The organism is Paenimyroides ceti, assembly GCF_030409925.1.
In genome coordinates this window covers 890,144-915,203 of the sequence record NZ_JAUFQU010000001.1, presented here as the reverse complement: position 1 = coordinate 915,203, position 25,060 = coordinate 890,144, and the positions used below count along the sequence as shown (strand labels likewise).

The 25,060-nt window shown below is 37.9% G+C and carries 16 protein-coding genes; 10 read left to right on the top strand and 6 right to left on the bottom strand.

Features of this window, described 5'->3' with window-relative positions:
• Positions 1–59 precede the first annotated feature (59 nt).
• Positions 60–9,605, bottom strand: coding sequence for a BspA family leucine-rich repeat surface protein (locus QW060_RS04360; protein ID WP_290362430.1), 9,546 nt, complete (start codon positions 9,603–9,605; stop codon positions 60–62).
• Positions 9,606–10,373: 768 nt separating this feature from the next.
• On the opposite strand from QW060_RS04360, the gene QW060_RS04355 reads away from it, so the two are divergent.
• A complete protein-coding gene (locus QW060_RS04355) occupies positions 10,374–10,523 on the top strand; it encodes a hypothetical protein (protein WP_290362429.1) in 150 nt (49 codons plus the stop codon).
• Between the two features lie 134 nt (positions 10,524–10,657).
• Here the strand turns inward: QW060_RS04355 and QW060_RS04350 are convergent, their stop codons facing one another.
• The 3 genes from QW060_RS04350 to QW060_RS04340 are packed head-to-tail and all read right to left on the bottom strand — an operon-like array spanning position 10,658 to position 14,032.
• On the bottom strand, positions 10,658–11,005 hold the full coding sequence (locus QW060_RS04350; RefSeq protein WP_290362428.1) for a tRNA-binding protein: 348 nt from the start codon (positions 11,003–11,005) through the stop codon (positions 10,658–10,660).
• Positions 11,002–11,781 (bottom strand): P-loop NTPase family protein, encoded by a 780-nt coding sequence (locus QW060_RS04345; RefSeq protein WP_290362427.1) that lies wholly within the window; start codon positions 11,779–11,781, stop codon positions 11,002–11,004. The genes QW060_RS04350 and QW060_RS04345 overlap by 4 nt, the downstream gene beginning before the upstream one ends.
• Before the next feature lie 55 nt (positions 11,782–11,836).
• Complete coding sequence (locus QW060_RS04340) at positions 11,837–14,032, bottom strand: ATP-dependent DNA helicase RecQ (RefSeq protein WP_290362426.1); 2,196 nt, start codon at positions 14,030–14,032, stop codon at positions 11,837–11,839.
• 89 nt (positions 14,033–14,121) lie between these two features.
• Here QW060_RS04340 and QW060_RS04335 point away from each other — a divergent pair, with 89 nt between their 5' ends.
• From QW060_RS04335 to QW060_RS04310, 6 genes are all read left to right on the top strand, one after another.
• Complete coding sequence (locus QW060_RS04335; protein WP_290362425.1) at positions 14,122–15,087, top strand: KpsF/GutQ family sugar-phosphate isomerase; 966 nt, start codon at positions 14,122–14,124, stop codon at positions 15,085–15,087.
• 2 nt (positions 15,088–15,089) lie between these two features.
• Positions 15,090–15,941, top strand: coding sequence for a twin-arginine translocase subunit TatC (tatC, locus tag QW060_RS04330; RefSeq protein WP_290362424.1), 852 nt, complete (start codon positions 15,090–15,092; stop codon positions 15,939–15,941).
• Positions 15,922–16,662: an LPS export ABC transporter ATP-binding protein gene (gene lptB / locus QW060_RS04325; RefSeq protein WP_290362423.1), complete on the top strand. Its 741-nt coding sequence runs from the start codon at positions 15,922–15,924 to the stop codon at positions 16,660–16,662. Before tatC ends, lptB begins: the two co-directional genes overlap by 20 nt.
• Positions 16,663–16,731: 69 nt before the next feature.
• A complete protein-coding gene (locus QW060_RS04320) occupies positions 16,732–18,666 on the top strand; it encodes a polysaccharide biosynthesis protein (protein ID WP_317623163.1) in 1,935 nt (644 codons plus the stop codon).
• Between the two features lie 157 nt (positions 18,667–18,823).
• Positions 18,824–19,381 (top strand): thioredoxin family protein, encoded by a 558-nt coding sequence (locus QW060_RS04315; RefSeq protein ID WP_290362422.1) that lies wholly within the window; start codon positions 18,824–18,826, stop codon positions 19,379–19,381.
• Between the two features lie 159 nt (positions 19,382–19,540).
• Entirely contained in the window at positions 19,541–21,079 is a 1,539-nt protein-coding gene (locus QW060_RS04310) for an FMN-binding glutamate synthase family protein (protein ID WP_290362421.1), read from the top strand.
• Between the two features lie 49 nt (positions 21,080–21,128).
• Here QW060_RS04310 and QW060_RS04305 read toward each other — a convergent pair whose 3' ends face one another.
• Positions 21,129–21,677 carry a hypothetical protein gene (locus tag QW060_RS04305; protein WP_290362420.1) on the bottom strand — a complete coding sequence of 183 codons (549 nt, stop codon included), beginning with the start codon at positions 21,675–21,677 and terminating at the stop codon, positions 21,129–21,131.
• A gap of 40 nt (positions 21,678–21,717) precedes the next feature.
• The gene (locus QW060_RS04300) at positions 21,718–22,650 is read right to left on the bottom strand and encodes a peptidylprolyl isomerase (protein WP_290362419.1); all 933 of its coding nucleotides are present in this window, start codon (positions 22,648–22,650) and stop codon (positions 21,718–21,720) included.
• A gap of 182 nt (positions 22,651–22,832) precedes the next feature.
• On the opposite strand from QW060_RS04300, the gene trmD reads away from it, so the two are divergent.
• From trmD to rplS, 3 genes are all read left to right on the top strand, one after another.
• Entirely contained in the window at positions 22,833–23,510 is a 678-nt protein-coding gene (gene trmD, locus QW060_RS04295) for a tRNA (guanosine(37)-N1)-methyltransferase TrmD (protein WP_290364689.1), read from the top strand.
• A 139-nt stretch (positions 23,511–23,649) separates the two neighbouring features.
• Positions 23,650–24,513 carry a TraB/GumN family protein gene (locus QW060_RS04290; RefSeq protein WP_290362418.1) on the top strand — a complete coding sequence of 288 codons (864 nt, stop codon included), beginning with the start codon at positions 23,650–23,652 and terminating at the stop codon, positions 24,511–24,513.
• Between the two features lie 144 nt (positions 24,514–24,657).
• Positions 24,658–25,014, top strand: coding sequence for a 50S ribosomal protein L19 (gene rplS, locus QW060_RS04285; RefSeq protein WP_290362417.1), 357 nt, complete (start codon positions 24,658–24,660; stop codon positions 25,012–25,014).
• Positions 25,015–25,060 lie beyond the last annotated feature (46 nt).

Sequence of the window (25,060 nt, the reverse complement as noted above, 5' to 3'; positions counted from 1 at the left end):
GGATTTATAAAAAAGACCTGTCGGTTTCGACAGGTCTTTGAAATGAGAATAGAAAAAGGTTATTTTTTAACTACTTTAATAAACTGTGTTTGTTTTTTAGAACGTATCTCAATCATATAACTTCCGTTAGCCAGTGCGCTCATGTTTAACTGAACGTCTTTGCTGTTGGCTTCCTGAGTCAGTACTTTCTGACCTAACAGGTTGTATACCGTTACCCGATCAATACTGTTTTTGTATTCAATAATGAGAATATCGCTGGTTGGGTTAGGATAATACTTCAAACCTGATTTATCAAATTCATCTGTAGATAATGTAATATCAACTGTTACTGCTGTAGGTAAACTCGGACATCCGTTTGTACCCAAAATCACCGCATAATAAGTTTGTCCATCTACTAAAGGCATTATCGCCACCAGTGGATTAGTACCTGTCATGGCATCTTCATAAGTAATATACCATACAATATTGTTCTGATCCATTACCAAATCGGCAACCGTTGCTTCTCCGATACTCTCAACTGTAAAGCTTTGAATGGTTGATCCTGTAGGTGATGCGGGTCTGTCCAGAATGCTCACTGCTACTGCTGCCCGTTGTGAAACACATCCCTGCTGTATTTTTTCTACATAATAGGTTCCGGTTGTAAGAACTGTATCTTGTGTAAGTGCAGTACCTCCGGTTGGTGTTGTGTACCATGTATAGGATACGCCGGTTGGTGTTACAAGATGTAAATCGGCTACTGTTGCAGATTCACATAGCGTAAACGGATTTACTACCGGGGCATTTGTAGAATTCAGCACTACGGTTACTGCTTTTCGTTGTGAACTTTCACAACCGTTGATGGTTTGCGAAGCATAATAAGTAGTTCCCGTTACTAAAATAGTTGTATGAGGAAGTTCTGTCAGGGCATTTGCGCTTGCATACCATTTTACCTGAGTACCCTGTACCTGAAGATCACTAATGGTAAGATTTCCGGAAACACAGAACTTCTGAAGCGTATCTGCTGTCGGTGGCGACACTATCGGTGGTGCTGTAAGTGTAAAATCTTTTGTGATTACTGCACCATTTGCATCGGTAATGGTTACGGTATAGTTCCCTGCTGTTAAACCGGTTGCTATAGCAGCCGTACCTCCCGAAGGTGTCCATAAATAGGTGTATGGCTGAGCTCCTCCGATTACTGTTACAGAAGCAGATCCGTCGTTACCTCCATGGCAGGTAATATCAGATTGTGTAAATGCACTTACCATGAATACATCAATGATAATAAGATCAGCTCCGGTATAATTAATGGCATAATTGGCAGCGTCTAATGTTCCCTGTAGAATCGCATAGGTCCCCACTGCTTCACCTACTGCTCTTGTAAGATTACCTGTGATGATGGCGTTAGTATCTCCATTTACTAAACCGGTTACGGTATACGTCAATGCCGGATCGGCTGTACCATATGCTTTTGTTTGAGCATCGGCAACGATGTTCAATGTTGCTTTGGTAATGGTAAGGTCGGCTCCCGTATACGTGATGGTATAATTGGCAGCATCTAATGTTCCCTGACCTATTGCATAGGTACCAACTGCTTCACCTGTTGCTCTTGTAAGATTACCTGTAATGATAGCGTTTGTATCTCCATTTGCTAAACCGGTTACGGTATACGTCAATGCCGGATCTACCGTTCCGTATGCTTTGGTTTTTGCATCGGCAACGATGTTCAGCGTTGCTTTAGTGATTATTAAATCAGCTCCTGTATACGTGATCGTATAATTGGCAGCGTCTAATGTTCCCTGACCTATTGCATAGGTACCCACTGCTTCACCTGCGGCTCTTGTAAGATTACCTGAAATGATGGCGTTAGTATCTCCATTTGCTAAACCGGTTACGGTATACGTCAATGCCGGATCTACCGTTCCGTATACTTTTGTTTGAGCATCTGCCACGATGTTCAGCGTTGCTTTAGTGATAATAAGATCAGCTCCGGTATAGACCACGTTATAGTTCCCGTTTACAACTAAAGTCCCCTGAGCAATGGCATAGCTACCCACTGCTTCACCTGCGGCTCTTGTAAGATTACCTGTAATGATGGCGTTAGTATCTCCATTTGCTAAACCGGTTACAGTATAGGTCAATGCCGGATCTACCGTTCCGTATGTTTTGGTTTTTGCATCGGCAACAATATTCAGCGTTGCTTTAGTGATAATAAGATCAGCTCCCGTATACGTGATGGTATAGTTGACAGCGTCTAATGTTCCCTGACCTATTGCATAAGTACCAACCGCTTCACCTACTGCTCTTGTAAGATTACCTGTGATAATTGTGTCCGTATCTCCATTTACTAAACCGGTTACGGTATACGTCAATGCCGGATCAGCTGTACCATATGCTTTTGTTTGAGCATCGGCAACGATGTTCAATGTTGCTTTGGTAATGGTAAGGTCGGCTCCCGTATACGTGATGGTATAGTTGACAGCGTCTAATGTTCCCTGACCTATTGCATAGGTACCAACTGCTTCACCTGTTGCTCTTGTAAGATTACCTGTGATGATGGCGTTAGTATCTCCATTTACTAAACCGGTTATGGTATACGTTAATGCCGGATCTACCATTCCGTATGCTTTTGTTTGAGCATCAGCCACAATGTTTAGTGTTGCTTTAGTAATCGTAAGATCAGCTCCGGTATACGTGATGGTATAATTGACAGCGTCTAATGTTCCCTGACCTATTGCATAAGTACCTACTGCTTCACCTGCGGCTCTTGTAAGATTACCTGTGATGATGGCGTTAGTATCTCCATTTACTAAACCGGTTACGATATACGTCAATGCCGGATCTGTTGTTCCATAGACTTTTGTTTTTGCATCGGCAACGATGTTTAGTGTTGCTTTGGTGATGGTAAGATCAGCTCCGGTATAGATCACATTATAGTTCCCGTTTACAACTAATGTCCCCTGAGCAATAGCATAGGTACCTACCGCTTCACCTGCGGCTCTTGTAAGATTACCTGTGATGATGGCGTTAGTATCTCCATTTACTAAACCGGTTACGGTATAGGTCAATGCCGGATCTACGGTTCCGTATGCCTTTGTTTTTGCATCAGCAACAATGTTTAGTGTTGCTTTAGTAATGGTAAGGTCAGCTCCCGTATACGTGATGGTATAGTTGGCAGCGTCTAATGTTCCCTGACCTATTGCATAGGTACCAACCGCTTCACCTACTGCTCTTGTAAGATTACCTGTGATGATAGCGTTAGTATCTCCATTTACTAAACCGGTTACGGTATACGTCAATACCGGATCTACCGTTCCGTATGCTTTGGTTTTTGCATCGGCAACAATGTGCAGCGTAGCTTTGGTAATGGTAAGGTCGGCTCCCGTATACGTGATGGTATAGTTGGCAGCGTCTAATGTTCCCTGACCTATTGCATAGGTACCCACTGCTTCACCTGTTACCCTTGTCAATGCTCCTGTGAGAATTGTTACATCATCCCCGTTTTCAAATCCGGTTATCGTATAGGTCAGTGTCGGATCTAAGGTTCCATAAACCTTTGTTTTTGCATCGGCAACAATGTGCAGCGTTGCTTTAGTAATCGTAAGGTCAGCTCCCGTATAGTTGATGGTATAGTTTGGAGCGTCTAATGTTCCCTGCTCAATCGCATAGGTACCCACTGCTTCACCTGCTACCCTTGTCAATGCTCCTGTGAGAATTGTTACATCATCCCCGTTTTCAAATCCGGTTACCGTATAGGTCAGTGCCGGATCTAAGGTTCCATAAACCTTTGTTTTTGCATCGGCAACAATGTGCAGCGTTGCTTTAGTAATCGTAAGGTCAGCTCCCGTATAGTTGATGGTATAGTTTGGAGCGTCTAATGTTCCCTGATCTATAGGATACGTTCCCGCCGCTTCACCTGCCGTTCTGGAAAGTGAACCTGTGATGATATTGATATCATCTCCGTTTTCAAATCCGGTTACGGTATAAGTCAGTGCAGGATCTGCCGTTCCGTATGCCTTTGTTTTTGCATCAGCAACAATGTTTAGTGTTGCTTTAGTAATGGTAAGGTCAGCTCCCGTATAGTTGATGGTATAGTTGGCAGCATCTAATGTTCCCTGATCTATTGCATAGGTACCCACAGCTTCACCTGCGGCTCTTGTAAGATTACCTGTGATGATTGCGGTGGTATCACCATTTTCTAAACCGGTTACCGTATACGTCAATGTCGGATCGGCTGTACCATATACTTTGGTTTTTGCATCTGCCACAATATCCAGTCTTGCTTTGGTAATGGTAAGATCAGCTCCGGTATAGGTGATGGTATAGTTATCAGCAGTTAGAGAGCCCTGATTGATGGCATAAGTTCCTACAGCTTCTCCGGCTACTCTGGAAAGTGTACCGTTTAGCACTGCCTGTGTATCGTTATTTACCAATCCGTTTGTCTGATAAGTAAGTACCGGATCCGCCATCCCATATACTTTGGTCTGGGCATCTGCTGTAACGCTTAATGCTGCTTTATTGATGGTCAGTATAAAAGTTACATCCTGAGCAGGTTCGTAAAGACTGTTTCCTGCCTGTTTTGCTATGATATTTACAATGCCTGCCTTATGTATTTTGAGTTTCCATTTGTTGGCATCTGTACTGTCCTGAAAAGCTTCGGCTATGCTATTATCTGTAGATTCGTAGCTGACTTCCAGTCCCGAACTTGCCGTTGCGTTAGGTACAAAAGGGGCATCACCATAGGTTTTGGTCATATCTGTTACGGTAATGGCTTGGGTAAGTTTACAGCTGCTTCCGCTGTTGCTGTCACCTGTTATGGTCCAACCTTTGGTACTGGTGAGTGTGGTTCTTGCTGTTACAGCATTGGCCCCGTATTGTAAACCTGCAGCTCCGAGAACACGTGTAGCAGGTATTCCAGGATTCGCTGCCCAGTTTATAAGAACCGCAGAATAGTTGGTACAATCAATACCACTGTTGTTGAGCATACCACTCATGTCTACATTATTATGAAGCTGCCAGTTGCTCAGGTTTTGGTTAAAAGCAGTAGCTCCATCAAACATACTGATCATATTCGTTACGTTTGCTGTATTCCAATTTTCAATGTTTTGATTAAAAGTGGCAGCTCCATCAAACATACTTCCCATATCTGTCACCTGAGAGGTATCCCAACTACCAATGTCGTTATTAAAAACGGCAGCACCAAAAAACATCCCGCCCATATTGAGTGTTTTAGAGGTATCCCAGCTACCGATATTCCCGTCAAAAGCGGTGGCATTCCGAAACATACTATTCATATAGCGTACATTTGCCGTATCCCAGCTGCCAATGTTCTGGTTAAATATCGTAGCTCCTTCAAACATACTTCCCATATCTGTCACCTGAGAGGTATCCCAATTTTCAAGAGGTTGATTAAAGGCGATTGCATAATTAAACATACCATTCATACTGACTACCTTAGAAGTGTCCCAATTGCCGACAGGCTGATTAAAGGCAAAAGCAGCATCAAACAGACTATTCATACTGGTTACGTGAGAGGTATCCCAGCTGTTGATATTAGCAGGACCATTCAGCAAACTGCACCACTTAAACATATTAGACATATCGGTTACCCCACTTAAATCAGGCACATCTGTAGCAGTAATATTGAGATTAGAACAGTTGCTGAAAGCAGAGTTCATACTGCTCCATGCCACGGTACCCCATTGAGCGATGTTTACCAAATCAATTGAATTGCTTTTAAAAGTTTTGAGATAAGCAGGATCCATACTCAGCCTGATGATTTCACCTGCTGGTAATCCTGTAATAATACCTATTGTGGTAGTACCGCTACCACTACCGCCACCTGATGCTGTCCAGGTATAGGCTATCGGAGCAGTACCCGTTATCTGAAAATTAAGCGTATTTGCAGTAGCCGAAGTTTTCGATAAATTCCATACGGTAATAAACGGCTTTGGCAGAATACAGGCTGCACCACTGTTGCTATCACCTGTGATAGTCCAGCCTTTAGCAGTTGTAAGTGTGGTTCTTTCCGAAACGGCATTGGTACCATAAGATCTGCCCAAAGCACCTAAAGAAATGGCATTTGGTGTATTCGGGTTTACTGCCCACCCCATCAGTGTAGCGGAATAATTGATACAATCCATGCCCGAATTGTTTAACATAAACTGCATATCTGTACAATTGCTAAGATCCCAGTTGCCAATATTCTGGTTAAAACCGGCAGCATTTTGAAACATCTGCGACATACTGGTTACATTGGAGGTATTCCAGCTGCTGATATCCTGATTAAATACAGCAGTATTTTCAAACATATTCTTCATATCGGTTATGTTTGCCGTATTCCAGCTGCTGATGTTAAGAGGACCATCAAGTAATAAACATCCTTTAAACATACTTGCTGTACTGGTTGCCTGACTCAGATCGGGCATATCGGTAGCAGAGATGGTAAGATTGATACATTGGTTAAACATATTCTGCATACTGCTCCATTTTGCATTTCCCCATTGTATTACATCAATCAGACGTTGGTTGTCAGTACTGTTGCCTATAGAAAAGGTTTTAAGGTTGTCTGATGACAGGCTTAGGGTAATAAGCTCACCAGCAGGAAGCCCGGTTACAAATATGAGATTACCCAGAGAAGATAAGTAGCCGTTACCGGTGCTACCGTTGGTTGCCGTCCATGAATAAGAAATATTTTTGCTTACAGGAGTTGTAAGGTAGAAACTGATGGTATTCGTGCCACTCCCCGGTTTACTCATATCCCATACCGAAATAAACGGCAGAGGACAGTCTCCTATATTGGTGTCATCAAGAATAGTCCAACCTTTGGTAGCAATAAGCAGAGTATGTGCATTTGCTGCTGTATTTCCATAGGACAAAGAGGTCGATCCTAAATTACGATTGTTGGGAGTGTTTGGGTTGGCTGCCCAGCCCATAAGGGTAGCGGAATAATTGTCACAGTCTAAACGTGACCCCAGCAGCATACTATTCATGTTTACAGCAGAGTTGAGCTGCCAGCTGCCGATGTTTTGATTAAAAGCAGCAGCACTTCTGAACATCGCATACATATCAGTTACGTTTGCTGTATTCCAGCTATTGATATTTTGGTTAAAGGCAGCAGCATTTCTAAACATATTGCTCATAGTGGTTACGTTTGCCGTATTCCAGCTGCTGATATCTTTGTTAAAATCACTTGCCTCCGAAAACATATAACTCATATCGGTTACCATAGAAACATCCCAGTTACCGATAGGCTGATTAAAAGCATAGGCACGCTCAAACATACTGGTCATATTGGTTACTTTGGATGTATCCCAGCTGCTGATGTCCTGATTAAAGGCATAAGCACTGCTAAACATATAGTTCATTCTTGCAACCTTGGAAGTGTCCCAGTTGTTGATATCCTGATTAAAGGAATAAGCATTGCTAAACATGGAAAACATACTGCTTACGTTTGAAGTATTCCAGTTACCGATGTCCTGATTAAAGGCATAGGCATTATTAAACATACCGGTCATATTGGTTACTTTAGAAGTATCCCAATTGCCGATGTTTTGATTAAAACCATTAGCAGAGGAAAACATATTGCTCATGTCTTTCACCAGAGAGGTATTCCAGCTGCCGATATTTCGGTTAAAATTAGAGGCAAAAGAAAACATGCTTCCCATATTGTTTACCTTAGCGGTATTCCAGCTGCCGATGTTTTGATTAAAAAGCGTAGCTCCGGAAAACATAGATGACATAGTGGTTACGTTAGATGTATTCCAGGTACCGATATTCTGGTTGAATTGAGAGGCATTACTAAACATATTGCTCATGTCTGTTACCTTAGTCGTATTCCAGCTGCCGATGTTTTGGTTAAATTTTGAGGCATTGGAAAACACTCTGCTCATATTGGTTATGGCAGAAGTGTTCCAGTTGTTTATATTGGCTGGGTTATTAAGATTTTTACAACCAAAAAACATCCCTTCCATAGTAGTAGTAGCGCTAAGATCGGGTAAGTCAGTAGCGGAAATATCGAGATTTTCACAGCCTGTAAACATATAGCTCATACTTTCCCATTTGTTAGAGCCCCATTGCAGTACATCTGTAAGGCGCGTAGCATCTGCTAATGGTGTACTTGTATTAGCTGTTACCGCCATACGAAACGTCTTCAGATTGATCGGATCCAGACTTAGTGTGATGATCTCGCCGGCAGGCAGACCTGTAATAGTGCCTGTTGTGGTACCGCTGCCGGTACTACCACCAGAGGCGGTCCAGCTATACGCAACCGGAGCGCTATAAGAAATGCCAAAGGTAAGTTGATCATTAAAGCTGCTGCCGGGTTTTGACATATCCCATACGGTGATAAACGGCAGTGGCGGCGTACAGATTGTACCGCTATTGCTATCGCCTGTTATCGTCCAGTTTTTGGTGGCTGTGAGTGTGTTTCTTGCCGCCTGAGCATTGGTACCGTATTGTCTGCCAATAGCACCTAAACTACTTGAGACTGGCGTATTCGGGTTTGCCGCCCAGCCCATCAGCGTAGCCGAATAACTGGCACAATCCATACCTGAGTTGTCTAACATAGACAGCATATTTACACTACCATTACTAAGATTCCAACTGCCCAGATTTTGGTTAAAGGCTGTAGCATTGTTAAACATATTGCGCATAGTGGTTACCTTAGCGGTATTCCAGCTGCTGATGTCTTGGTTAAAGGCAGTAGCGCCCTCAAACATGCTATACATACTGGTTACCTCTACAGTATTCCATGTACCAATGCTCTTATTAAAAGAAATAGCATTCTGAAACATATAACTCATGTCAATTACCTTTGAAGTATCCCAGTTGCCAATGTTTTGGTTAAAATTGGTAGCTCCTCCGAACAACATAGTCATTAAAGTTACGTTAGCCGTATTCCAGTTGCTGATGTCCTGGTTAAATGCTTTGGCATTGTAAAACAGCTGAGCCATATTGGTAACACTTGCTGTATTCCAGTTGCCAATGTTTTGATTAAAAGCATGAGTGTTGCTAAACAAAGTGCTCATGTTGGTCACGTTAGAAGTATCCCAACTACTGATATTTTGGTTAAAATTGGTAGCTGTTCCAAACATACCATACATGTTGGTTATATTGGAAGTATCCCAACTGTTGATATTGGCAGGGCCATTCAGTAAACTGCAACCCGCAAACATATTGCTCATATCGGTTACCCCACTCAGATCAGGTACATCTGTAGCCGTGATGTTGAGATTAACCGCTTTTGTAAAAGCATTTTTCATACTGCTCCACGCCACGGTACCCCATTGGGTTATATTTATGAGGCGTGCTTCAGTGGTGGTTGAGGGATTTGCATTACTAAACGAGAAGGTTTTGAGATGAGCAGGATCCATACGCAGGGTAATAATCTGATTGGCCGGCAATCCTGTGATGATACCCGTTGTGGTACTGCCGCTGCCGATGCTGCCACCCGATGCTGTCCAGGTATAGGCTACCGGTGCGGTAGCCGTCATATTGAATCGGATCCTATCTGCGTTTATGGGTTGACTAACGAGTATGCTCATGTCCCACACAGTGATAAAATCTGCCTGCGCAACACTGCTAAAGGATGAAATAAAGATCAATAATAAAAGGAGTATTCTTTTCATAAGGCAATAAAATAAAGTTATTTATGGAGGCGAAAATGAATAAATGGTATTAAATAAAACGATGCTGAAGTCTTTTTTTGCTTTTTCAGCAGATTGCGTACACCACAGCAGATAAAGTCAACTCTCTTAAAGAAAGATTAATTTGGATGTAGGTATATGTTATGAATGTATTTTTGCATCATGCTGTTTATCTGATTTCTATTAATATAAAGGCAGTACGTATGATAGAATACGAAACTCTAATACCCTGCGCAACCTCTTTAATAGCTACGCTCTATGGCTTGGTATCATATAAATAATCCAACCATTATGGGTGTTTTGTTCTGATAATTATAAATTTTCAGTCAAACAATACCTATTTTATAAGTGGATATACAATATATATCTCCTTATCTATTTTATCTTAGATTGCGATTTGTATAAACAAATCTTTTTGGTAGAATATGTATTTAATAGTACCGGATAAAAAAGTAAGCAGGTAGTACATACAAACTTTGTGTAACACAAATACAGCCGTTTTATTTTTGGTAGATGTAAATAAAAAACCGACTTTTTTACTATGTATTTGATTGGTAATTAAATACAGTTGTAAATTTAGGGGTAATAAAAAAAACTCACAAGTTTTTTTTTACTTTTTTTAAAATTGCTGTAAAAAAGAAAATAATAGTTACGTTTACCTTTTAAGAGAAAAGATTGTGATTTCAAGAATGGATTAAATAGTTTTCAATACAAAAATTTCAGAAAAATTTTATCCGATGTACCAAAAGTATGATCGGTATACAGGTAATGGCGCTCTGCTACGAGAACTTAAAATTTCACATCAGAGAAAAGCAAATGCATAAAAATCTGTATAAAAGTTGTGTGAACTATTACATAAGAGAGATTGGTAAAAACTGGAAAAAATCAATTAAACCGTGACACATACGATTCCAATAGCTTTTTTATCAGATCACCCTTACAACACGATTTATTTGTTTTGTCAGCTGCTTTTAAAAATAAAAAACTTCCGCAATACAATAGATATTACGGAAGTATTTCAGTTTTTATACTGTTTATCCTATTTTCAGACCGTTGGTCACGCTTTTATCCACGCTGAGCAAGGTTACTTCTTTGTTTTCACCAACAGCTCCAAGCACCAGACATTCGCTTTTAATATTGGCAATCTGCTTGGGTGGAAAATTTACGACACATACTACCTGTTTTCCGATAAGTTCTTCAACCTCATAAAGAACTGTAATCTGTGCAGAAGATTTTTTGACACCTAAATCTCCAAAATCAATCATGAGTTTATAAGCCGGATTACGTACTTCACTGAATATCTCAGCCTCTATAATAGTTCCTATTCTTATATCAATTTTAGTAAAATCATCCCATGTGATGTATTTTTGCTGTTCTGTCATTTTGTATTTTTTTGAATTCCGATATATTTTAAATAATTTCCTTTTAAACTATACACCAAAAACGAATTACTCACCGTTCCGGCTTCATTTACTACAGGAATATATAAACACTTCTTTTTATCATTGTATTGTATCAATTGTATGGGTCTTTCTTTCCTATCCACTACTGAAAAGAAATCAAAGTAAAAATGGATGGTATTTAATAATTCTTTTGAGGTTTTAAAAATTTTTACCTGATTATTAAGTTTCCCCTTATCAATTGTATAGGCCTGAACAGATTGTGCATGGTCTTTTGTAGAACCGATAGCATAATCCACCACGAGGTAATATTTTTTATTTTGGATTTCTATACTGTGTATCGCAATGGTAAAGGCTCCGGAATCTCCCTCTTGAGGTACTTCATTATAGGTATATACATTATCTCCTGCTTTGTATTGAATAATTCTATCGAAAAACTTCATGGTTCCGCCCTCCTGAGTATCCCAGCTATATATTCTAAGCATTTTATCTTCAGAAGTAACGATGTGAATGTCTTTGGAAAGATTTTTAAAATCTGCATCTATCGTTTCTGCATGTTCTGTGATAAATTGCTTAAACTCCTCAGAAAAACGGCTGGAAACGTTACTTTTTTCTTCCCAGTTATTTCCCTGAGATAGGGTATTGATCTGGTGGTACAGTTCCGAAAAATAAACATCTTTCGCATCAATGTTTTGTGCTGATACATGAAAAATGCCAGCTACTAAAACCATAAAAAAAACACAAATTTTCTTCTCCATTTTGAAATATTTACTTTAAAATAGCAAGGCTTGTTTATATAAACAAGCCCTGATGTTAATTTGCCATTTCACTGATAAATCGGATACGCATGAGTCGCAGTTCACCCGTATCGTAATCTCCGTCAAATTCCTGCATAGCCAGTTTGATGGCGTCGCTCTCCGATTCCATGAAATAATCAAAAATTTCTTCTTGTTGTTCTTCATCTAATACCTCGTCAATCCAATAGTTGATATTAAGACGTGTTCCGGAATAAACAATTTGTTCCATTTCCTTTATCAATGCCTCCATATCAAGACCTTTTGCTGAAGCAATGTCATCAAAGGACAACTTACGGTCTACACTTTGGATGATATATAATTTTAAAGCTGAATTTACTCCCGTAGATTTTACCACTAAATCATCCGGACGTATGATATCATTTTCATCAACATATTTGGCGATGAGACTAACGAATTCTTTTCCGTACTTTTTAGCTTTACCCTCGCTCACCCCGTGTACAGAAGATAATTCTTCCAGGCTTACAGGATATTTGAGTGCCATATCTTCCAGTGAAGGATCCTGAAACACAACAAATGGAGGAATTTCAAGTTTCTTCGCTACCCGTTTACGCAAATCTTTAAGCATAGCGATGAGTACTTCATCTGCTACACTTGACGATCTTGAATTAACAACAACAGCATCATCATTATTTTCCGTGTATTTATGATCCTCTGAAGCCATAAAAGAAACCGGATTTTTTAGAAAATCTTCTCCTTTTGGAGTTAATTTAAGTACTCCGTATGTTTCAATATCTTTAGAGATAAGTCCCGCTACCATAACCTGTCTGATAACAGCCATCCAAAAATGATCATCAAAATCTTTTCCGGATCCGAAAAACGACTGGCTGTCTGTTTTATATGACTTGATAATAGCGTTAACTTTACCCACCAATGTATTGATAATTTCTTTTGTTTTATATATCTGTCGGGTATCCTTAATCACCTGTAATAATTGCTGCACTTGATCTTTTACCTCAATTTTAGTCTTAGGATTTCTGGTGTTATCATCCATATCCCATCCGTCACCACTGAGTTCATCAAAGTTTTCACCGAAATAATGCAGCAAAAATTTACGCCGTGAAATAGATGTCTCAGCATAAGCAACTACTTCCTGTAGCAGGGCATAGCCGATTTCCTGTTCAGCAACAGGCTTTCCGGACATAAATTTTTCTAATTTTTCAATATCTTTATACGAATAATACGCCAGACAGTATCCTTCTCCTCCATCACGCCCGGCACGTCCTGTTTCCTGATAATAACTTTCAAGTGATTTAGGTATGTCATGATGAATTACAAAGCGAACATCAGGTTTGTCAATTCCCATACCGAAAGCAATAGTTGCGACCACCACATCTACATCTTCCATCAGAAACATATCCTGATGCTTTGCCCGTGTTTTTGCATCTAATCCGGCATGGTACGCTACTGCACTAATACCGTTTACCTGTAATACCTGGGTTATTTCTTCTACTTTTTTTCTGCTGAGACAGTAAATAACGCCTGATTTACCTTTAAATTGTTTAATAAATCGGATAATATCAGATTCTACGTTCTTTGTTTTAGGACGTATTTCATAATATAAATTAGGTCTGTTAAAAGAGGCCTTAAAAACCTTTGCATCCGGTATTTCGAGATTTTTAAGAATATCTTCCTGAACTTTTGGTGTAGCCGTAGCGGTAAGACCAATGATCGGAATATCGCCCAACTGACGGATTATATTTCTAAGATTGCGGTATTCAGGTCTGAAATCATGCCCCCATTCTGAAATACAATGCGCTTCATCAATTGCAATAAAAGATAATGGAACAGTATTCAAAAAAGAAACATATTCTTCCTTTGTAAGAGATTCCGGGGCTACATAAAGTAATTTGGTAATACCACTTTTTATATCTTCTTTTACTTTTGCTACTTCTGTTTTATTGAGAGAAGAGTTTAAAACGTGTGCAATGCCTATATCGCTTGACAAGCTTCGTATAGCATCGACCTGATTTTTCATTAATGCAATCAGTGGTGAAACAACAATTGCTGTACCTTCAAGAACTAAAGCAGGTAATTGGTAACATAATGATTTGCCCCCCCCTGTAGGCATAATCACAAATGTATTATTGCCATAAATAATATTTTCAACGACACCTTCCTGCAAGCCTTTAAACTGATTGAATCCAAAATACTTTTTTAATTCTTTGTGTAAGTCAATTTCAAGTGATTTCATTTATTATATAATGCTATTTTATCTAAATTTGCAAAACATAAAGATACACCAATCTTTAATAGTAAACAATATTTAACATTATTTAGGTTTTGAACACGATCTCATTAATCATACAAAATGCCGGCAATACTTTAAGATCTGAAAGTGAAAGCATTGCAAAATCAATTGATTTGCTTACAGAAGAGTTTGCTCAGGCCGTAATAAAAATTTTTGAAACCAAAGGAAGACTGATCATTACAGGAATCGGTAAAAGTGCGCATATTGCCACAAAAATTGCAGCCACATTAAATTCTACAGGAACACCATCTGCTTTTATGCATGCAGCAGAGGCAGTTCACGGGGATTTAGGTATGGTGACACCCGCAGATATCATTCTGTGTATTTCTAACAGTGGCAATAGTCCGGAGATAAAAGTTTTAGTACCTTTACTCAAAAGAGATGGAAATATCTTAATAGCAATGACTGCTAATAAAGATTCTTTCCTCGGAAAAAATGCAGACTATGTGATTAATTCCTATATCGAACGTGAATCGTGCCCGAATAATCTGGCTCCGACCAACAGTACAACGGTTCAGCTGGCTCTTGGAGATGCTATAGCCACTTCATTAATGGAACTGAGAGGGTTTAAAGCTGAGGATTTTGCCAAATTTCATCCGGGCGGTGCTTTGGGTAAAAAATTACTGCTGAAAGTAGAAAACATTTTAGACAGTAACAATAAACCACAGGTGGGTATTGAAACGCCTATAAAAGATGTCATCGTAGAAATATCTGGTAAACGTTTGGGGGTTACGGCTGTTCTGGAAAATGAAAAAATCGTCGGTATCATTACAGACGGAGATATCCGGAGAATGCTTCAAAATCAAAGTGATTTCATGGCATTGAAGGCAAAAGATATCATGTCTTCTACTCCTAAAACAATTGAAAAAACAGCTTTGGTATCAGAGGCATTAGGTATACTGGAAAACTATTCCATTACCCAGCTTGTAGTTACAGATTGTGGAAAATATGCCGGAATCATACATCTGCATGATATTTTAAAAGAAGGAATCGTTTAATAATGAAAAATAAAAATACAAACAAAGAGATGTCTTTTCTTGACCATCTCGAAGAATTGAGATGGTTACTCGTACGAAGTTCTATTGCGATTATCATAGGAGGAATCATTGCTTTCACCTTTAACAGTTTCATTTTTGATACGATCATTTTTGGACCTAAAGACGGAAATTTTATCACGTATCAGTTCTTTTGTGATCTGGCACAACAGTTTGATCTTGACAAAAGTTTCTGCAATCAGGAATTACCGTTCGAAATACAAAACAGAACTATGGACGGGCAGCTATCCGTTTTGATCTGGACGTGTATTACAGCAGGCTTCATCATATCATTTCCCTATATCCTATGGGAAGTATGGAAGTTTATTCGCCCGGCTTTATACAAAACCGAAAGAAAATATGCAAAAGCATTTATCGGAGTTTCTTCACTACTCTTCTTTTTGGGTGTAGCATTCGGATACTTTGTATTAGTGCCGTTGTCTATCAACTTTTTAGCCAATATGAAAATCAGTGATATTGTTGAAAACCAAATTGACATCAATTCGTATATAAGTCTCGTAAAAACCACTTCTCTCGCAACTGGCTTGATTTTTGAGTTACCTATCATTATATTCTTTTTAGCACACCTCGGTTTAATCACCGATGCGTTTCTGAAAGAATACAGAAAATATGCGTATGTATTAATATTAATAATTGCTGCTGTTGTCACTCCACCCGATGTGGTAAGTCAGATCATTGTTTCAATACCGATGGTGATATTATATGAAGGTAGTATTATTGTGGCAAAAGTTATTACTAAAAGAAATTTAAAAAAATCTACCGCATTAGCTATAAAAGATGAAACTGAGAGCCGATAATTTAATAAAAACCTATAAAGGCAGAAAAGTAGTAAAAGGAATTTCTGTTGAAGTGAATCAGGGAGAGATCGTAGGATTACTCGGACCCAACGGAGCCGGAAAAACAACTTCTTTCTATATGATTGTAGGATTGGTAAAACCCAATAGTGGTAAGATATATCTTGACAAAACAGATATTACAGATTTTCCTATGTATCAACGGGCACAGCATGGCATTGGTTATCTGGCACAGGAAGCTTCTGTATTCAGAAAACTAAGTATTGAAGATAATATTTTAAGTGTTCTGCAGCTTACAAAGCTTACGAAAAAGGAACAAGTAGCTAAAATGGAATCTCTAATTGAAGAATTCAGTTTAGGACATATACGAACCAACAGAGGAGACCTTCTTTCAGGTGGTGAGCGCAGGAGAACGGAAATTGCCCGTGCTCTGGCTACCGATCCTAAATTTATTTTACTTGATGAGCCATTTGCAGGAGTAGATCCTGTGGCTGTTGAAGATATTCAAAGGATTGTAGCCCAACTTAAAAATAAAAATATCGGAATTCTGATTACCGATCACAATGTTCAGGAAACACTTGCCATTACAGACAAAACGTACCTGATGTTTGAAGGAGGAATTCTAAAAGCGGGAGTACCTGAAGAATTAGCAGAAGACGAAATGGTAAGAAAAGTATATTTAGGACAAAATTTTGAATTAAGAAAGAAAAAACTAGAATTTTAATCCTATTTTTATTGTCTTTTTTGTTATAGATTTGCGACAAATACTTTTATCTCTTAATAACCAAAACTCTTGAAAACGAAATTAACAAACCCATTCAATACCTTATCAAAAGATAAGATTAAAAATATTGGATATTTACCTCGTTGGATAATCTTATTCATCGATTTTTTTATAGTTTCAATTTCAGCGGTCATCGGAAGTTATATTTTAGATGGAATAGGTCTGAATTTTTTCCCTGATAAAAATTCGTATTGGACCATATTATTGTATTTGATTACCCATCTTTTCTTTTTCTGGAAATACAAAACTTTTGCCGGAATCATTCGTCATACCACTTTAGTAGATGCTATTCAGCTTTTCTGGTCTGAGTTCTCGGTTTTGATTACGTTATACATTATCAATGTTATTTCCTCAACTGCCTTTGACTATAAGATTTTCCTGAATACCCATTTGCTTATTTGCTGTATTCTTTCTTATTGTCTTTTACTGGCATTTCGTATTTTGGTAAAATCCATGTTCGAAACATATCTCACCACATCCAACAACAATGATTTAATAAACACCATTATATACGGTTCTGACAACAGAGCACTGACTATCGCAAATGCCATAATCACAGAATCTCCAAAGCGTTTTCATTTGGTTGGTTTTGTAGATAAAAAACCCGGCATATCTACCAATAGAATATTAAATCTCCCTCTGCTGAATGTAAACAGAAAGATTTCTGTTTTAGCGAGAAAATTGGGTGCTCAGTCTATTATCATTGCAGATAATACACTCAATAACGAAGAAAAAATTTCAATCATTGACGACTGCCTGCAATACAATATTAAAGTTTTCAATCTGCCTTATCTGAATGATATGAGTAATCAGAAAACCATTGCAGCCAACATACGTAATATAAAAATACAGGATTTGCTGGAACGCAAACCAATTGAATTGGACAATTGCAACATCAGTAAGCAACTGAATGACAAAGTAGTCTTAGTATCCGGTGGCGCAGGATCTATTGGAAGTGAAATTGTATGGCAGGTAAGCAAATTTAACCCTAAAAAGATTCTGATTGTAGATCAGGCAGAAACACCTTTGCATCAAGTCAGCCTTGAAATGCAGAAAAATGATACCAGTTGCGAAATAATTCCCATTATTCTCAATATTAAAAATAAGGAATTACTGGAAGCTGTATTTCAGAAATATCAGCCAGATGTTGTATACCATGCGGCAGCCTACAAACACGTTCCGCTAATGGAAAACCATCCAGAACAGGCAATACAAACCAATGTCTTCGGAACAAAAGTCTTAGCTGATTTATCCGTAAAATATAATGTAGACCGTTTTGTAATGGTATCTACAGATAAAGCGGTAAATCCAAGTAATATAATGGGTGCCAGCAAACGAATTGCAGAAAAATATGTACAATCTTTAGACAGTTATCTCAAAGATTCGCATAAAAGCCGTACAAAATTCATTACTACGCGTTTTGGAAATGTATTGGGATCTAACGGTTCTGTGGTTCCCTTGTTTACCAAACAAATAGAAATGGGCGGTCCAATCACCATTACCCATCCGGACATCATTCGTTATTTCATGACCATACCCGAAGCATGTCAGCTTGTTCTGGAAGCAGGGTCTATGGGAAATGGAGGCGAAGTGTATATTTTTGATATGGGCAAACCCGTCAAAATAATCGACCTGGCACACAAAATGATCCGTTTGGCAGGTCTTATACCTGATCAGGATATAGAAATAAGAATTGTTGGTTTACGTCCAGGAGAAAAGCTATATGAAGAATTATTAAACGATTCCTCTAAAACCCTCCCTACACATCATGAGAAGATTATGATTGCTGTAGATGACAAAGAACACTATATCTCTATTGATTCCGAAATCAATGCACTACATGATTTATCCTATACCAACATCACAGAAATGGTAATACAGATGAAAAAGATTGTACCGGAATTCAAAAGCTTGAATTCAGATTTCCAAAAATTGGATGTTTAAAAATTATGCGATACGGTGTATTATAACTGAAATACATCTGATAGAAGCCGTTTATTCAAATAATATTTAAAAAGCATAATCACACAACCTATAAAATAATAGCTGCTTGGCTTTGTTTAAAGACTAATTGGCTGTATTTTTACATAAAAAAAACCTAATGGCACAAACAGCATCCAATATGGTAGCATTAGGAACAACTGCTCCAGACTTTTATTTAAAAGACACCAATTCAAATGATTGGTTATCTTACAAGGATACAAAAGGAGAATTGGGTACTCTGGTTATTTTCATGTGTAACCATTGTCCGTATGTACTACATGTATTAGAAGAACTTCTGATGATTGCGAATGATTACCGCATACAGGGAATCGGAATTGTTGCAATTTCTTCCAATGATGCCTTGACCTACCCTCAGGATGGTCCGGTACAGATGGCAGAGTTTGCTTTTACTCATAATTTCAATTTCCCTTATCTGTATGATGAAACGCAGGAAGTAGCCCAAAAATATCAGGCTGCCTGCACACCTGACTTCTATCTGTTTGACAAAAGAGATCGTTTGGTATACAGAGGTCAACTCGACGATTCGCGTCCAGGAAACGGTATCCCATTGAGCGGAACAGATCTGAGAAATGCCATTGACGGAGTTATATATAACAGAAGAATTTCAAATGATCAAAAGCCCAGTATCGGGTGCAATATTAAATGGAAAAAATAATTGCAATTTGAAAATCTTTTATAAATTTGCCAATTCAATAAATTAGGATTTAAACAGCCAAAAATTACAGAATTAATAAAAAGTCAGTTTAATAATTCGCAATTCTAAAACTGAATAAATCAAAAAAGGAAACAACAACAAATTAGTGCAAAAAAATCCATGTTACATCAAAAGTTTTTCAATCGATTTGTAATAAGACAAATTATTTGGGCAGCGGTAATAATCTATTTAGCTATCTCCCTATTCCTTGTCTTATTTGATAATTATAATTTCTTAATACTGATTGTTCCGGTAATTTTATTTTTGCTGGCAGTTTCTGACGGTTTTCAATCAAAACATACCCTGAGAAAAAACTATCCGATTATTGGACGTTTGAGATATGTTCTGGAGTCTGTACGTCCGGAATTAAGACAATACTTTTTTGAAGGAGAATTGGATGGTAAACCTTTTAACCGACGTGAAAGATCAATTGTATATCAGCGTGCAAAAAACCAAAAGCAAACAGTATCTTTCGGTATGCAGGATGATCCGAATCGTATCGGATACGAATGGGCTTCTCATTCTGTTTACCCTAAACATGTTACCGATACAGATTTCCGGGTATTGATTGGAAACGATCAATGTTCACAACCATATAGCGCAAGTATCTATAACATCAGTGCCATGAGTTACGGTGCATTGAGCAAAAAAGCCATTACATCTCTCAATAAAGGGGCTCAAATCGGCAAATTTGCTCACAATACCGGAGAAGGTGGTATTTCTTCTTACCACAGATCAGGTGGTGATCTGATCTGGCAGATAGGAACAGGATATTTTGGATGTAGAGATGAAAACGGTTTCTTCTCTGATGAATTATTCAAAGAAAGATCAGCTTATCCTGAAGTGAAAATGATAGAATTAAAACTTTCACAAGGAGCTAAACCAGGTCACGGAGGATTATTACCGGCAGAAAAAAACACCGAAGAGGTTGCTAAGATCAGAAGTATCAAACCTTTTACAACAGTACATTCACCGTCATCACACTCAGCTTTTTCAAATGCAATAGGATTAACCCATTTTATTCAGCGTCTGAGAACACTGTCTAATGGTAAACCTGTTGGTTTTAAAATATGTATCGGACGTAAAGATGAATTTACCGACATTGTAAAAGCAATGAAAGAAACGGGAATTTATCCTGATTTCATCACAGTAGATGGTGCTGAAGGTGGTACAGGAGCAGCTCCGTTAGAGTTTATTGACTATATGGGTATGGCATTGTCTGATGCATTGGTATTTGTAAATAATACTTTAAAAGAATATGATTTAAGACAACATGTCAAAATATTAGCTGCAGGAAAGGTAATTTCAGCCTTTGACCTTGCTAAAAACATGGCATTAGGGGCAGATGCATGCTATAGTGCACGCGGAATGATGTTTGCTCTTGGATGTATTCAGGCATTACAATGTGACAGCGGTCATTGCCCGGTAGGTATTGCCACTCAGGACAAACTATTGTATCAGGGAATGGACATTACAGACAAATCAGTTCGTGTAGCTACTTTCCATAAAAATACTATGAAAGCATTTGCAGAGTTTATTTCAGCATGTGGTTTTGAAAAACCAAGCGAAATCAAACCTGAAACCTTTCATAAACGTATTGAACACGGTAAAAATTTATCGTTTGCAGAGATGTATTTTGGAAATACAAAACAACAATAGATTAAAAAAAAGGAACTCAAATGAGTTCCTTTTTTTATTCTATATTTAATCATTCTTTCTCCATCACCACCTGTATCGGCTTGTTCATTTTTCTTCCGAACTGAACTACCTTATCCCTTTCTTCAGCAGAACATAATACATACATATTATAAGCCGCCAAAGGTATTATCTGCGTTTTATATGTACCTCCGTTTTCATCCCCGTCAACATCCTCTATTTTCACAAAGAAATCATCTGCTTTAAAAGTATTGGATATGGAAAGTAAGTAGTGATCCTGAGCAAAATAATAAAACCATTTTCCGGAAGTTGTTCCTTCAGGTAATTTCTTATTATCCGCGTCTATTCTGTAATTACGAAAAAAAATAAGAGGTTTATTGGCATTCTTCCAGCTCAAAGCATTATTTATATTAATAACATCCACCCCTTCACTATTACAAACAGAAATTTTTAATCCGCTGATTGTTTTTTCATTGCCGCTTTCATGGGGATGTACTACAAGATAAGAGGTAAAATCATATCCGCAGTGCATATTTACCCCTCCTAACTGTGAATATCCGCATAAAGGAGAAAAACACAGTACCATCAGCCATTTTTTCATGAAATTATAATTTAAAAAATCCTCATAAAGAGGATTTTTGTTATTTTACATCAACTAATTCTACATCAAAAATCAATGTAGCGTTTGGAGGAATTACGCCTCCTGCTCCACGTGATCCGTATCCTAAGTGAGAAGGAATTACAAAACGGGCTTTATCCCCTACCTGTAATAATTGAATTCCTTCATCCCATCCTTCAATCACCTGACCAATACCTAAATTAAAATCAATTGGCTGTTTTCTTTTATATGAATTATCAAATTCCTGACCGTTTACTAATTGTCCTTTATAGTGAACAGAAACTTTTTTTCCTTTTTCTGCTTTTTTTCCGTCTCCTTTCTGGATGAACTGATAACGAAGACCACTGGCTGTTTTTTCAAACCCTGCGGCAATTTTATCTAATTCATCTTCCATGCGTTTTTTTTCTTCTGCAATTCTTTTTTCGCGTGCTCCTTCAAACGTTCTGAAAGCCTCGACAGCATTCCATTTTTTCGCTTCTTCACCTACGCGTATAATCTCTAAAGTATTAAGAACATCTGCCTGCTCGATTGCATCTACTACATCCTGCCCTTCTACTACATGACCAAACACAGTATGGTTATTATCCAGCCACGGTGTAGCAATGTGCGTAATGAAAAACTGAGAACCGTTTGTTCCCGGTCCGGCATTTGCCATAGATAATATTCCCGGAGCATCATGCTTTAATTCAGGATGAAATTCATCATCAAATTTATATCCCGGATCACCTGTTCCTGTTCCAAGAGGACAACCTCCCTGAATCATAAAATCTGAAATTACTCTGTGAAATTTCAATCCGTCATAATACGGTTTTCCCTGTGGACGAGCCGTATTTTCTAAATTTCCTTCTGCCAGTGCAACAAAATTACCAACTGTTCCAGGTGTTTTATCGTAAGTGAGTTTAACTAATATTTCGCCTTTTTCAGTATTGAATTTAGCGTAAATCCCGTCTTGCATTTGTTTTCGTTTTATGTTAAAATGAAACACAAATATACGTTTTTATAGCCTGTTTTTAAATACAAATATTTAAAGCTGTTGTTAAATATAACCAAAAGCAATTATCCGTTTCAGTACAGCATCTGATCTTCTTGCATTTTACAATTCATATTTTTGCCTTACTTTTGCTGAAATTTGATGTTATGCGTATTGATATTATTACTGTTTTGCCTGAATTAATACAAAGTCCTTTTCAAGCTTCTATACTAAAAAGAGCAATTGCAAAGGGACTTGTAGAAGTTCATTTTCATAATCTGAGAGATTACAGCACCAATAAACACAAAAATGTAGATGATTATCAGTTCGGGGGTGGTGCAGGTATGGTAATGAGTATAGAACCCATTGATAAATGCATAACACAACTCAAAAGTGAACGCACATACGATGAAATTATATACATGACACCTGATGGCGATACACTGAACCAGCAAATGGCCAACAGCATGTCTCTTCTTAAAAATATCATCATCTTATGCGGACATTATAAAGGGGTTGATCAAAGAGTACGCGATCATTTTATTACAAAAGAAATTTCTATTGGTGATTATGTCTTATCCGGTGGTGAACTCGGAGCTGCGATACTCTGCGACACCATTATCCGATTGATACCCGGAGTACTGAGTAATGAAACATCTGCCCTGACAGATAGTTTTCAGGACAATTTACTCGCACCGCCCATTTATACGCGACCAGCCGAATATAAGGGATGGAAAGTTCCTGATATTCTCTTAAGCGGTAATTTTCCTGAAATAGAAAAATGGAGAGAGCAAAAAGCGTATGACCATACCAAAACAAGACGTCCTGATTTACTGGATGAGTAAAAGTTTATCCTTAGATAAGCTTTTATTTTTTTACAATTTCTGACATTAATTAAAGCGATTAAATCAATTTAAGTCCTCGTTTATCATTTATTTTTTTTAGTATCTTTATGACCATTACTATTATTAAACCATCAAACTTATGACTCTGATTAAAAAAGCATCCTTTGGTATTCTATTATTTTTAGTACAACTACTGAGCTATAATGCAAAAGCTCAGGAAGGGCAAAACAGCCTTTTATGGAAAATTTCCGGAAATGGTCTTGAACAACCATCTTATCTATTCGGAACCATTCATATGATTTGCAAGTCAGATTATTTTATGCTGCCTCAGGTACAAAAAGCATTGAAAGAATCAAAAGCATTCTACGGAGAATTAAATTTTGCGGATATACAGGAAATGAAAAAAATGCAGGAAATGATCAAAAGTGAAACACCCCTTTCACAGAGAATTTCTTCTGATCAATATCAAATAGCAGCCAAACTTCTTAAAAGCAATCTTAATATCGACATTGAAGAGTTTGAAAACATGTCTGATTTGGGAATTCTAAGTACCATTACATACAAATCATTTCCATGCAAGGATATAAAAATGTATGAAATAGAATTACTTCAAATGGCAGCTGGTAAAAAAACAGGCGGGTTGGAAACTGTTGCTGAGCAGGCAGAAATTATGTCTTCAATGGCAGGTATAGACACGATCATACAAATGCTGCAAGATCTGAATGATAAAGACCAAAATTTGACGGCTAAAATGGTGGAAGTATATAAAAAACAGGATATTCAGGAAATGATTAAAATCATGAATGAAACGTCTTATATGGATACGGATAACTACGACCTGTTATTAAGCAACAGAAACCACAGATGGATTGAAAAAATGCCAGCTATAATGAAAAAACAATCTACATTTTTTGCCGTTGGAGCCGGTCACTTAGCTGGCGAAACAGGTGTATTAAATTTATTGAAATTACAGGGTTATACCATAGAACCTGTTACCAAATAATATCAACAGTACCGATAAATATAAAATTTCTGGAATATTATTTCTATAAAAACAAAAAAAACTTTATATTTGCCCCACTTTTAGACTAACCTCTGGCGATAACCGTGAACGTTGCTCTAAATATAACATAAAAATAGTTACAAAATGTCTTTAGATTTAGTAAAATTCGTTCAGGACGAACTCGTTACAAAAAAAGATTTTCCAGATTTCAAAGCCGGAGATACAATTACGGTTTATTATGAAATTAAAGAGGGTGAAAAAACAAGAACACAGTTTTTCAAAGGAGTTGTAATCCAAAGAAGAGGTGCTGGAGCAACTGAAACTTTCACTATTCGTAAAATGTCAGGAAACGTTGGTGTAGAGCGTATCTTCCCAATCAATATGCCTGCTTTACAAAAAGTAGAACTTAACCAAAGAGGTAAAGTTCGCAGAGCTCGTATTTTCTACTTCAGAGAACTTACTGGTAAAAAAGCTAAAATCAAAGAATTACGTAGAAAATAAACTACTCTGTTCTATAATACAAAAACACCTTCTATACAGAAGGTGT